The 11,829-nt window shown below is 65.3% G+C and carries 11 protein-coding genes; 5 read left to right on the forward strand and 6 right to left on the reverse strand.

Features of this window, described 5'->3' with window-relative positions; translation table 11 throughout:
• The first annotated feature begins 131 nt into the window (after nucleotides 1–131).
• Complete coding sequence (locus tag C6A82_RS19195; protein WP_105349381.1) at nucleotides 132–2,216, forward strand: alpha-1,4-glucan--maltose-1-phosphate maltosyltransferase; 2,085 nt, start codon at nucleotides 132–134, stop codon at nucleotides 2,214–2,216.
• 15 nt (nucleotides 2,217–2,231) lie between these two features.
• Nucleotides 2,232–4,439 (forward strand): 1,4-alpha-glucan branching protein GlgB, encoded by a 2,208-nt coding sequence (gene glgB, locus C6A82_RS19200; RefSeq protein ID WP_105349380.1) that lies wholly within the window; start codon nucleotides 2,232–2,234, stop codon nucleotides 4,437–4,439.
• Between the two features lies 1 nt (nucleotide 4,440).
• Here glgB and C6A82_RS19205 read toward each other — a convergent pair whose 3' ends face one another.
• Genes C6A82_RS19205 through C6A82_RS19215 form a run of 3 tightly spaced genes read right to left on the reverse strand, consistent with a single transcriptional unit; the run spans nucleotide 4,441 to nucleotide 6,972 of the window.
• The gene (locus C6A82_RS19205) at nucleotides 4,441–5,349 is read right to left on the reverse strand and encodes a tetratricopeptide repeat protein (protein WP_199193992.1); all 909 of its coding nucleotides are present in this window, start codon (nucleotides 5,347–5,349) and stop codon (nucleotides 4,441–4,443) included.
• A gap of 13 nt (nucleotides 5,350–5,362) precedes the next feature.
• Entirely contained in the window at nucleotides 5,363–5,746 is a 384-nt protein-coding gene (locus C6A82_RS19210) for a DUF3817 domain-containing protein (protein ID WP_199193991.1), read from the reverse strand.
• A 44-nt stretch (nucleotides 5,747–5,790) separates the two neighbouring features.
• The gene (locus C6A82_RS19215) at nucleotides 5,791–6,972 is read right to left on the reverse strand and encodes an acetyl-CoA C-acetyltransferase (protein ID WP_105349378.1); all 1,182 of its coding nucleotides are present in this window, start codon (nucleotides 6,970–6,972) and stop codon (nucleotides 5,791–5,793) included.
• 83 nt (nucleotides 6,973–7,055) lie between these two features.
• Between C6A82_RS19215 and mce the strand changes: the two genes are divergently transcribed.
• Nucleotides 7,056–7,517: a methylmalonyl-CoA epimerase gene (gene mce / locus C6A82_RS19220; protein ID WP_105342214.1), complete on the forward strand. Its 462-nt coding sequence runs from the start codon at nucleotides 7,056–7,058 to the stop codon at nucleotides 7,515–7,517.
• Between the two features lie 38 nt (nucleotides 7,518–7,555).
• Here mce and C6A82_RS19225 read toward each other — a convergent pair whose 3' ends face one another.
• On the reverse strand, nucleotides 7,556–7,843 hold the full coding sequence (locus tag C6A82_RS19225; protein ID WP_105342212.1) for a hypothetical protein: 288 nt from the start codon (nucleotides 7,841–7,843) through the stop codon (nucleotides 7,556–7,558).
• Nucleotides 7,843–8,514, reverse strand: a complete 672-nt coding sequence (gene nucS, locus C6A82_RS19230; RefSeq protein ID WP_105342211.1) for an endonuclease NucS — start codon at nucleotides 8,512–8,514, stop codon at nucleotides 7,843–7,845. The genes C6A82_RS19225 and nucS overlap by 1 nt, the downstream gene beginning before the upstream one ends.
• 46 nt (nucleotides 8,515–8,560) lie before the next feature.
• Between nucS and C6A82_RS19235 the strand changes: the two genes are divergently transcribed.
• The gene (locus C6A82_RS19235; RefSeq protein WP_105342209.1) at nucleotides 8,561–10,165 is read left to right on the forward strand and encodes an adenylate/guanylate cyclase domain-containing protein; all 1,605 of its coding nucleotides are present in this window, start codon (nucleotides 8,561–8,563) and stop codon (nucleotides 10,163–10,165) included.
• A gap of 16 nt (nucleotides 10,166–10,181) precedes the next feature.
• The gene (locus C6A82_RS19240; protein ID WP_233216749.1) at nucleotides 10,182–11,135 is read left to right on the forward strand and encodes a phosphotransferase; all 954 of its coding nucleotides are present in this window, start codon (nucleotides 10,182–10,184) and stop codon (nucleotides 11,133–11,135) included.
• Here the strand turns inward: C6A82_RS19240 and C6A82_RS19245 are convergent.
• Nucleotides 11,117–11,731, reverse strand: coding sequence for a dihydrofolate reductase family protein (locus C6A82_RS19245; protein WP_105342217.1), 615 nt, complete (start codon nucleotides 11,729–11,731; stop codon nucleotides 11,117–11,119). The two genes, C6A82_RS19240 and C6A82_RS19245, sit on opposite strands and share 19 nt — an antisense overlap.
• Nucleotides 11,732–11,829: the final 98 nt, after the last annotated feature.

Consider the following 11,829-nt stretch of genomic DNA (forward strand, 5'->3'; position numbering starts at 1 on the left):
ACGTTCACCAGCGTGTGGTTCGGCCGGACACTACGGTGGGTATAGGGCGCCGAGAGAGGTTTCAAGAGGCTTCAAGCGAAATCCAGACGACAGCGGCCCGACCGCGGGCCGCGCCATGAAGGAGTGTGTAGGTGGCCGGTCGTATCGGGATCGATGACGTCGCACCCGTGGTGTCCGCAGGGCGGTACCCCGCCAAGGCTGTCGTGGGCGAAGTGGTGCCCGTACGGGCCACGGTGTGGCGCGAGGGCCACGACGTCGTCGCGGCGACCCTGGTGGTGCGTTATCACGGGACGACCTATCCGCAGCTGAACGGGGGGCCGGTGCAGGAACCGCCCGCAAAGCCTGTGCCGATCGAGGCTGTGGTCAAGCCGGGCGCACGGATCAAACCGCAGGCCATCCCGATGGCCACCAGGCGAACACCGGATGTGTTCCACGGCGTGTTCTGCCCCGACAGAGTCGGTCTGTGGACGTTCCGGGTCGACGGGTGGGGCGATCCGATCGCGACGTGGCGGCATGCCATCACCGCCAAACTCGACGCCGGTCAGAGCGAAACCGAGCTGTCGAACGACTTGATCGTCGGTGCGCGACTCCTCGAGAGAGCGGCCACCGGATTAACCCGAGCGCGTCGTGACCCGCTCATCGAGGCCGCCGAGATCCTCCGCAAGCCGGGTGATCCGTTCACCCGGGCAGGTGCCGCGCTGTCCGACGAGGTCACAGAACTGCTCGCGCAGTATCCGCTGCGCGACCAGATCACCCGAGGAGATCAGTACGGCGTCTGGGTGGATCGGCCCGAGGCACGCTTCAGCGCCTGGTACGAGTTGTTCCCCCGATCGACGGGCGGTTGGGACAAGAAGGGCACACCGGTTCACGGCACGTTCGCCACCGCGGCGAAAGCGCTGCCGCGCATCGCGAAGATGGGCTTCGACGTCGTGTATCTGCCGCCGATCCACCCGATCGGCAAGGTGCACCGCAAGGGTCGCAACAACTCGGTCACCGCCGCACCGAAGGACGTCGGTTCACCGTGGGCGATCGGTAGCGAGGAGGGCGGCCACGACTCCGTGCATCCCCAGCTGGGCACGATTGACGACTTCGACGACTTCGTCACCGCGGCGCGCGACCAGGGTCTGGAGGTGGCACTCGACCTGGCACTGCAGGCCGCGCCCGACCATCCGTGGGCCAAGGAGCATCCCGAATGGTTCACAGTGCTGCCCGACGGCACCATCGCCTATGCGGAGAACCCGCCTAAGAAGTATCAGGACATCTACCCCATCAATTTCGACAACGACCCGGCGGGCATCTACCACGAGGTGCTACGGGTGGTGCGGCAATGGATCAGCCACGGAGTCAAGATCTTCCGCGTCGACAATCCGCACACCAAGCCACCGAACTTCTGGGCCTGGCTGATCGGACAGGTCAAGGCGGCCGACCCTGACGTGTTGTTCCTCTCCGAGGCGTTCACCCGGCCCGCCCGCCTGTACGGCCTGGCGAAACTCGGATTCACCCAGTCCTACAGCTACTTCACCTGGCGCACCGCCAAGTGGGAGCTGATCGAGTTCGGGGAACAGATCGTCGAGCACGCCGACTACGCCCGCCCCAACCTCTTCGTCAACACTCCGGACATCCTTCACGAGAGCCTGCAGCACGGGGGCCCGGGGATGTTCGCCATCCGTGCGGTGCTCGCGTCGACCTTCAGCCCGGCGTGGGGGGTGTATTCCGGATACGAACTGTTCGAGCACCGGGCGGTGCGCGAGGGCAGTGAGGAGTACCTGGACTCGGAGAAGTACGAGTTGCGGCCGCGCGACTTCGAGGCCGCCCTGGCCAGGGGCGAGTCTCTGGAACCTTTCCTGAGTCGGCTCAACGAGATTCGCCGGTTGCATCCCGCACTGCGTGAACTCCGCACGCTGAAGTTCCACCACGTCGACAACGACGCGCTGCTGGCCTACAGCAAGTTCGACCCGGTTACCGGAGATTGTGTGCTTGTCGTGGTGACGCTCAATCCGTTCGGCGCCGAAGAGGCGACGGCGTGGCTGGACATGAGCGCGTTGGGGATGGAGCCTTACGACCGCTTCTGGGTGCGCGACGAAATCGGCGGTGACGAATATCAGTGGGGACAGTCGAACTACGTTCGGCTCGATCCGGGCAGGGCGGTCGCCCACGTCTTCAACATGCCGCGGATCCCACCTGAACAACGACAGAACCTGCTGCGCAGGGAATGAGGGAGTGACGGACAGATGACTCGCACGAACGAAATCACGAGCCCGCATCTGCGGCCAGATCAGAGCGATCTGAATCGGCTGTTCACGGGACAACATCACAACCCGCATTCGATACTGGGCGCCCACGAGTACGGCGACCACACCGTGATCCGCGCGTATCGGCCGCACGCAGTGGAGGTGGCTGCACTCGTCGGTGCCAAGCGATATGTCTTCGAGCACATAGAATCCGGGCTTTTCGGGGTCGCGCTGCCATTCACCGACCTCGTCGACTACCGGTTGCAGATCGGCTATGACGGCGATGGCGGGTCGCCGTACACCGTCGCCGACGCCTATAGATTCCTGCCCACGCTCGGGGAATTGGACCTCCATCTGTTCTCCGAGGGCCGCCACGAGAGACTCTGGGACATTCTCGGCGCCCATCCGCGCAGCTACCGCACCTCCGACGGGGTGGTCGAGGGCGTGTCTTTCGCCGTGTGGGCGCCGAATGCCAAGGGCGTCAGCCTGACCGGCGACTTCAACCACTGGGACGGCGACGAGGCACCCTTGCGTGTGCTCGGGTCCACCGGTGTGTGGGAGCTGTTCTGGCCCGGGTTCGCGGTCGGCGGTAACTACAAGTTCCGCGTACACGGCGCCGACGGGTCGGTGACCGAACGCGCCGATCCGATGGCTTTCGCCACCGAGGTGCCACCGCAGACGGCGTCACGGGTGACCAAGAGCGACTACTCCTGGTCAGACACCGAATGGATGACTCGTCGCGCGCAACAGAACCCGGTGTTCGAGCCGATGAGCACCTACGAGGTGCACCTGATGTCGTGGCGGCCGGGCCTGTCGTACCGCGATCTCGCCGAGCAGCTGACAGAATACGTTGTGTCGCAAGGTTTCACGCATGTCGAGCTGATGCCAGTTGCAGAGCACCCGTTCGGCGGCTCGTGGGGCTACCAAGTGACGTCCTACTACGCGCCAACCTCGCGGCTCGGCACCCCCGATGAATTCCGCCACGTCGTCGACACACTGCACCAGGCGGGCATCGGCGTGATCATGGACTGGGTGCCTGCCCACTTCCCCAAGGACGCCTGGGCGCTAGGCCGGTTCGACGGCACGCCGCTGTATGAGCACTCCGACCCGCGCCGTGGTGAGCAGCTGGACTGGGGCACCTACGTTTTCGACTTCGGCCGCCAGGAGGTGCGCAACTTTTTGGTAGCCAACGCCTTGTACTGGCTGCAGGAGTTCCACATCGACGGACTACGTGTCGACGCCGTGGCGTCGATGTTGTACCTCGACTACTCGCGACCGGCGGACGGCTGGACCCCCAACATCTACGGCGGACGGGAGAACTTGGAGGCGGTGCAATTCCTGCAGGAGATGAACGCCACCGTGCACAAGGTCGAACCGGGAATCGTCACCATCGCCGAGGAATCGACCTCGTGGCCCGGCGTCACGCGGCCGACAAACCTCGGCGGACTCGGCTTCTCGATGAAATGGAACATGGGCTGGATGAACGACACGTTGGAGTTCATCAAGCGCGATCCCATTCACCGCACTTACCACCACGGCGAGATCACGTTCTCGATGCTCTATGCCTACAGCGAGAACTATGTGCTTCCGATCAGCCATGACGAAGTGGTGCACGGAAAGGGCACCTTGTGGGGCAGGATGCCGGGTAACGATCACACCAAGGCGGCCGGCGTACGCAACCTGATGGCCTACCAGTGGGCCCACCCGGGTAAGCAGTTGCTGTTCATGGGCCAGGAGTTCGGCCAGCGCGCGGAGTGGTCAGAGGAGCGCGGGCTCGACTGGTACCAGTTGGACGAGAACAGCTTCTCCGGCGGGATTCAGCGCATGATGCGCGATATCAACGAGATCTACCGGACGAGGCGGGCGCTGTGGTCGCTGGACACCCGCCCCGAAGGCTATTCGTGGATCGACGCGAACGACTCGGCCAACAACGTGCTCAGCTTCCTGCGCTTCGGCGACGACGGCACCGCCATGGCCTGCGTCTTCAACTTCTCCGGTGCCGAACACAGCTCGTATCGACTCGGGCTCCCGCATGCGGGCACCTGGCGCGAAGTGCTCAACACCGACGCGGATATCTACAACGGTTCGGGCATCGGTAATTACGGAGCAGTCGAGGCGACCGACGACCCGTGGCACGGGCGCCCCGCGTCGGCCTTGATGGTGCTGCCGCCGCTGGCCGCCCTGTGGTTCGAGCCCGAGCGGGACTGAGTCAGTACAGCGCGTTGGCGAGCTTGCGCCGACCCGCGATCACCTCAGGATCGGCTGGGTCGAAGAGGTCGAACAATTCGATGAGCCGCGTCCGCACCGACGTGCGTTCGTCGCCTGCGGTGCGCCCAACGAGGCGTATCAGGCGGTCGAACGCCGCCCCGATGTTCTGTTGAAGCACCTCGACATCGGCTGCCGCGAACGCGGCTTCGATGTCGTCGGGCGCGGCGTCAGCCGTCGCGATGGCCTGCGGTGACTGTGCGGATGCGCGGGTCAGGAAAGCGATCTGGCGCACTGCGCCTCTTGCCTCTTCGTGCGCGGGGTCGGCGTCGAGGATCTTCTGGTATGCGCTCAGCGCGGCGTCGAAGTCACCGCCGTCCAAATGCGAACGCGCCTGGGCTAATTCGGGGTCGACCCGTTCCGGCTCGTCGCCGGCCTCTGCCCCGCCGCTGAGCTTTCCGGCGGTGGCGTTCAACAGCGAGTCGAGCCACCCGCGCAGTTGATCCGGCGGTTGCGGCCCCTGGAAGCTCGACAGGGGCTGCCCAGCAGCAAGCGCCACCACGGTCGGCACCGCTTGCACCCCGAATATCTGCGCGACCCGCGGGGTGGAATCGACGTTCACGGTGGCCAGTGACCACTTGCCGCCGTCCTCGGCAGCGAGGCTCCCGAGAGTGTCGCCCAACTGCACGCTCGCGTCGCTGCGCGGCGACCACAGCAGCACCACTACCGGCACCTGGTTGGACTTCTGCAATACCTCGGCTTCGAAATTCGCCTCGGTCACTTCCACACCGGGAGGCGGGGCAGAACCCTGTCTGGACTCACCCGACGGCGTCGGACGCTGTTTGAGAGCGGAGAGGTCGACCGCGCCGGCGATCGAGGGCCCTGGACCGGCGGAAGGACGGGGACGTGTCACGTCTCCAAGTCTGTCACGTCGTTTCCGATATCGATCGGGCTGGTTCGGCGACCTCGACGGGCATCGTCTCGGCGCCCATTCGGCCGCTGCGATCTGCCCATATGAGGAAGATCACACTGCACATGGGGACAACGCTCGCCAGCAACGCCAGCAACCACGTGCCGATCGTCCATCGAGCGCCGATTCCCACGAGCAGTCCCGCGGCCACGAAGGCGATGAAGATCAGCCCGTGGGCCATCCCGAAGACCTTCACTCCGATTTCGGTGCGGGGCGTGCCCAGATACTTGAAGTACATCCCGACCAGCAGGCCCACCCAGCTCACGGCCTCGGCCAGGGCGACAACGCGAAACCAGCCGGCACGCGTGCGGAGATCGAAGGCGCTTGTCATAGGCGCCATTGTGCCGGAAACAGAGCTTGATTACTACAACGCGTCGTAGACGTTCATCGCGCCCGAAGGATCAGCGCGTCACCCTGGCCGCCCGCGCCGCAGAGCGCCGCCACCCCGTAGCCGGAGCCCCGTCGTGCCAGCTCGAGGGCGACGTGCAGGGCGATACGGGCACCCGACATCCCGATCGGGTGACCGATGGCGATCGCGCCGCCGTTGACGTTCACCTTGTCGGGGTCGATGCCGAGCTCCTTCGTCGATGCCAGCGCGACCGCGGAGAACGCCTCGTTGATCTCGATGACGTCGAGCTCGTCGACGGTGATGCCCTCGCGGGCAACGGCTTTCTTGATGGCGTTGGCCGGCTGGCTCTGCAGGGTGGAGTCAGGGCCCGCGACCACGCCGTGGGCGCCGATCTCCACCAGCCACTCCAGGCCGAGCTCTTCGGCCTTGGCCTTGTTCATCACGACGACGGCAGCGGCGCCGTCGGAGATCTGCGATGCCGAGCCCGCGGTGATGGTGCCGTCCTTGCGGAAGGCGGGTTTCAGCCCGGCGAGCGAGTCAGCGGTGGTGTTGGCGCGGATCCCCTCGTCCTCGGTGAACTCCAGCGGGTCGCCCTTGCGCTGTGGAATCTTCACCGGCACGACCTCGTCGGCGTACACGCCGTCTTTCCATGCCGCGGCGGCCTTTTGGTGCGAACCGGCGGCGAACTCGTCCTGCTCGACGCGGGAGAACTTGTCCTCGTCGTTGCGCTGCTCGGTCAGTGCACCCATCGGCTGGTCGGTGAACACGTCGTGCAGGCCGTCGTAGGCCATGTGGTCGAGCACCGTCACGTCGCCGTACTTGTAACCCGACCGGCTGTTCATCAGCAGATGCGGCGCCTGGGTCATCGACTCCTGGCCACCGGCTACCACAACGTCGAACTCGCCGGCACGGATCAGCTGATCGGCCAGTGCGATGGCGTCGATCCCGGACAGGCACATCTTGTTGATCGTCAGGGCGGGTACGTCCCAGCCGATGCCCGCCGCCACCGCGGCCTGCCTAGCGGGCATTTGCCCTGCGCCTGCGGTGAGAACCTGACCCATGATCACGTATTCGACGGCCGACGCCGGGACCTTGGCCTTCTCGAGGGCTCCCCTGATCGCGATGGCCCCGAGGTCACTGCCGGAGAAGTCCTTCAGCGAACCCATCAGTTTGCCAACGGGGGTGCGGGCTCCAGCAACGATCACCGACGTCGTCATTTACATCCTCCATAGATTGGGTACACAAGGTTGTGGCCCATGACACATTCCGCAAACATCTGTCTCAAGGTTACCGTTACGTTATGAGCACCGAACACGTAGACGCACGTCCCGCGCTCGCGAGCGCGCTCGTGACGGCGATCGATCACGTGGGGATGGCAGTGCCCGACCTCGACGCCGCCATCAAGTGGTACCACGACCACCTCGGCATGATCGTGCTGCACGAGGAGATCAACGAAGAGCAGGGTGTCCGCGAGGCCATGCTGTCGGTGCGTGGCGCGCCCGTCGGCAGCGCCCAGATCCAGTTGATGTCGCCCCTCGACGAGACCTCGACGATCGCCAAGTTCATCGACAAGCGCGGCCCGGGCCTGCAGCAGCTGGCCTACCGGGTCAGCGACATCGACGCGCTGACCGAGCGGTTGCGCGAACAGGGTGTGCGGCTGCTCTACGACGAGCCACGCCGCGGCACCGCGGATTCGCGGATCAACTTCGTCCATCCCAAGGATGCGGGCGGCGTGCTCATCGAGCTGGTTCAGCCCGCCTAGGCTTGCCTGCTCCTCGCGTGCGCACCGGTCACTGACCGTCACGACCACCGACGCGTCGGACCTCGTGTCGCGCGGTTCTGCCAGCACGGCGTGTGCCAGTGCCGTCGGTCATCCATCGCCGTCGCGCCCAAATCGGTCTGCCACACCACGAGATGGGCTGTGCCAGGCCTGATCTCGTGGTCGCATCCCGGGCAGCGATACGTCTTGGTGGCCCGCGAACCCGCGACCGGTCTCACCTCGTAGTCGTAGCCGTCCGGTCCAATCTCGACACGACGAGGTGCAGGCAACGGGCTGCGCGGAGGCTGCGGGCGGCGCCTGCGAGCCATCAGAAGAGCCGGAACTCGTCGCTGTCCATACCGCGCATCCGGTCGTAGTCCAATGTGAGACACCGGATGCCGCGGTCGGTGGCCAGCGTCTTGGCCTGAGGCTTGATCTGTTGAGCCGCAAAGACTCCCGTGACCGGTGCGATGAGGGTGTCGCGGTTCAATAGCTCGAGGTAGCGGGTGAGCTGTTCGACGCCGTCGATCTCCCCGCGCCGCTTGATCTCGACCGCAACCGTCGCACCGTTCTCGTCACGGCACAGCAGATCGACGGGTCCGATGGGCGTCATGTACTCGCGACGCACCAGGGTGTAGCCGGCGCCGAGCAGTTCGACGTGTTCGGCCAGCAGTGCCTGCAGATGTGCCTCGACGCCGTCCTTGACCAGCCCCGGGTCCACGCCCAGCTCGTGGGTGGAGTCGTGCTCGATCTGCTCGACGGTGATGCGCAGCTGCTCGCCTGCCTTGTTCTCGACCACCCAGATCGGCGTCGGCCGGTTGTTGTCCTCAGCGAGCCAGCAGGGCGGACTCATCCAGTTCAACGGCTTGTAGGCACGGTCGTCGGCATGCACGCTGACCGATCCGTCCGCCTTGATCAGAAGCAGGCGGCGGGCGGATGGCAGGTGGGCGGTCAGCCGACCGACGTAGTCGACGGTGCACTGGGCAATGACGAGACGCACCGGTCAACCTTATGGCCAGGGCACCGGCAAATTAGGCTGACACCGGATGAACTCGAAAAAGGGTGTCGCGCACAAGCTGGGCCGGGTCCTGGAAACAGTGACTCGGCAGAGCGGTCGGCTGTCCACGACGCCCGATTACGGCTCCTGGTTGCTGGGCCGGGAGACCGAGAGTCAGCTGCGCCGAAGGGTGCGGATTCAGGTCATCCTGACGTTCTTCATCCTGTTCACGAACATGATGGGCATCGTCGTCGCGACGATGCTGGTGGCGTTTGCCTTTCCCGTGCCGAGCGTCTTCTCCGACGTCCCGGCATGGCTGACGTTCGGGGTCGCTCCTGCCTACATAGTGCTGGCGTTGGGGCTGGGCACCTTCTGGGTCACCCGGCGAATCGTGAACTCGCTGCGGTGGTCAATCGAGGAACGAAAACCGAACCGCACCGATCACCGCAACACTTTCGTGGCGCCGTGGCGGGTGGCCAGGATGGTCCTCGTGCTGTGGGGTATCGGCACGGCGCTGCTGACTGTCCTGTATGGCCTGCACGACGCGGACTTCATCCCACGCTTCCTGTTTGCGATCAGCTTCCCCGGTGTGTTGGTGGCCACCGGCTGCTACATGATCACCGAGTTCGCGCTTCGCCCAGTCGCCGCCCAGGCACTGGAAGCCGGCCCCCCACCTCACCGGCTCCTCGACGGAATCATGGGACGGACGATGCTCGTGTGGCTTTCGGGTTCCGGCGTGCCAGTGCTCGGCATCGCGGTGACCGCAATCTTCGCTTTGTCGCTGGAGAACCTCACGGAAACCCAATTCGCTTACGCCGTCCTGGGCATCGCTGCCGCGACTCTCTTCTTCGGCGCCATTCTGATGTGGCTGTTGTCATGGCTTACCGCCACCCCCGTACGCGCCGTACGCTCTGCGCTCAAGCACGTCGAGAACGGTGATTTGAATTGCAGCCTCGTGGTATTCGACGGCACCGAGTTGGGCGAGCTGCAGCGCGGATTCAACTCGATGGTCGAGGGGCTGAAGGAGCGTGAACGCGTCCGCGATCTGTTCGGCAGGCACGTCGGACGCGAAGTCGCCGCGGCAGCCGAACAACAACAAGTCAAGTTGGGCGGCGAGGAACGCCATGTCGCGATGATCTTCGTCGATATCATCGGCTCTACCCAGCTGGTCACCGGTCGGCCGGCGACTGAAGTCGTCGACCTGTTGAATCGCTTCTTCGCGGTGATCGTCGAGGAGGTCGACCGCCACAACGGATTCGTCAACAAATTCGAGGGTGATGCGGCACTGGCGGTATTCGGAGCGCCGATCCGTCTCGACAATCCGGAGTCCGAGGCGCTGGCCGCGGCCCGCGCCATCGCTCGGCGCATCAGCGAGGAGGTGCCGGAGTGCGAGGCGGGCATCGGAGTCGCCTCCGGCGAGGCGGTGGCAGGAAACCTCGGCGCAAAGGAACGCTTCGAATACACGGTCATAGGCGAACCGGTGAACGAGGCCGCTCGCCTCTGCGAGCTGGCCAAGGACGCGCCGGGCCGCCTGCTCGCGTCCTCCGATGCGGTGGAAACCGCTACCGAGGAGGAGCGCGCGCAATGGACGCTCGGCGACACTGTCACGCTTCGAGGTCACGACGACCCGACGAGGCTCGCGCTGCCGGTGTGACCTGCAAGTGAAGACCATGACCGGCGAGCAATTGGCCGACCGCACCAGGGGTGCCACCACGGCGGCTGTCGCCGCGGCGGAAGAGTTGGGCCTGCGGGTTCAGCGCGCAGCGGTCCTGCATGACGTGTTCTCCGTCGTGGTCCACCTTGCGCCGCAACCGGTGGTCGCACGCATCCCCGTAGTCCTGACCGCCGGGACGGCACCGAATGAGCAGTGGGCTCGCCAACAGCGCGAACTCGACGTCGTAGCGTGGCTCGACGAGCAGGGCGTGCCGGTGGTGCCGCCGTCGCCTCTCGTACCGCGTGTGCCGGTCCGGCGCGACGGGTTCCCGATGACGTTCTGGAAACTCGCCGACGTCGCCGACGACCACGAGCCCTGCCACGGCGTCGACATAGCGTGGAGCGCCGAGCTGCATGCGCGGCTCGCGGGATATCCGGGACCCCTGCCGTTTTTGGCACCGTTCAACCACGGTCTTCCCGAGATGCTAGCCGCGCTCGAAGATGTCGACCTCCTGCCCCCCGCGGAGATCGACAGGGCGCATGCCGAGTACGACACGCTGCGGTCCGTCTTGTCCGACCGGGCGGGGTTCCAGGCGGCGTTCCCGGGCATCGGCGTGCAAGCCGTCCAAGGAGATAGCCCGTCACACAATGTAATTCGGACCAAGAGCGGTATCCGGTTCTCCGATTTCGAGGATGTGACAATAGGTCCGGTCGAATGGGATCTCACGTTGATGGGACCGGATGCGACCGCGGATTACAACATCGCGGCCAGGGAACGCGGGCTGCGAGAGACCGACCCACACGTCCACGGGTGGTGGACGGCGCCCGCCGTCTTCAGTTCGTCGCCTGTCTCTCCCTCATACCGCAGCTGCCGCTGCTCGCCAAGGGTCTGCAAGAGCCGTTGGCCGACTGGCGCGCCGTCCCGCTGGTGCTGTGACGTCAGCCGACGGGGTCATCTGACGACGCGGTAGCGCAGATGAACCACACCGGGTGCTTCGAGCACCCGGGCCAGCTCGAGTGTGGGCTTGCCCGCCTCGAACCCGTCGAACAGGCGCTCACCAGAACCGAGTATCACCGGGCTGACCTGAAGATCGATCTCGTCAACGAAGCCTGCCGCGATTGCCTGCCGGGCGCAGAAGGCCCCTCCGGCGATCGAGATGGCGCGCCCACCCGCAGCCGCCTCAGCCTGGACGTAGGCCGACGCGATCCCGTCGGTGACGAAGTGAAAGGTGGTCCCACCCTCCATCTCGATCGGGTCGTGTGGGTAGTGAGTCAGGACGAACACAGGGCAGTGGTAGGGCGGGACGGCGCCCCACCAGCCGTTCCAATCCGAGTGCCCCCACTCGCCGCGAATGGGGCCGAACATGTTGCGGCCCATGATCGTCGCTCCCATGCCGTCCATCATGTCGGAGACCACCTGCTGGTTGACGGGATGGTTCTTGCATGGGCCCAGGTGCCAGTGATGAAGCGCCTCGCCGCCGACGCCGAGCGGCTCCGCCTCGCACTGGCCTGGCCCGGCAACGTAGCCGTCGGCAGAGACCGACATCGAAAGATTGGTTCTGGTCACATGTCCTCCACGCAGCTGTGGTGAGTTCGGCTTCATCTGAGGAGACTGAGGTGGCCCCGAAAACTCATCGGTTTGGGTATCCGGTCATGTTCCCGGCC

Source organism: Mycobacterium sp. ITM-2016-00318 (assembly GCF_002968285.2).
Taxonomy (GTDB): domain Bacteria; phylum Actinomycetota; class Actinomycetes; order Mycobacteriales; family Mycobacteriaceae; genus Mycobacterium.

Bases quoted from the DNA above. Each gene is read 5' to 3' on its own strand.
- C6A82_RS19235 (WP_105342209.1), top strand. From the start codon at position 8,561: ATGAACTCGAAAAAGGGTGTCGCGCACAAGCTGGGCCGGGTCCTGGAA.
- mce (WP_105342214.1), top strand. From the start codon at position 7,056: ATGAGCACCGAACACGTAGACGCACGTCCCGCGCTCGCGAGCGCGCTC.
- C6A82_RS19240 (WP_233216749.1), top strand. From the start codon at position 10,182: ATGACCGGCGAGCAATTGGCCGACCGCACCAGGGGTGCCACCACGGCG.
- glgB (WP_105349380.1), top strand. From the start codon at position 2,232: ATGACTCGCACGAACGAAATCACGAGCCCGCATCTGCGGCCAGATCAG.
- C6A82_RS19210 (WP_199193991.1), bottom strand. From the start codon at position 5,746: ATGGCGCCTATGACAAGCGCCTTCGATCTCCGCACGCGTGCCGGCTGG.
- C6A82_RS19215 (WP_105349378.1), bottom strand. From the start codon at position 6,972: ATGACGACGTCGGTGATCGTTGCTGGAGCCCGCACCCCCGTTGGCAAA.
- C6A82_RS19225 (WP_105342212.1), bottom strand. From the start codon at position 7,843: ATGGCTCGCAGGCGCCGCCCGCAGCCTCCGCGCAGCCCGTTGCCTGCA.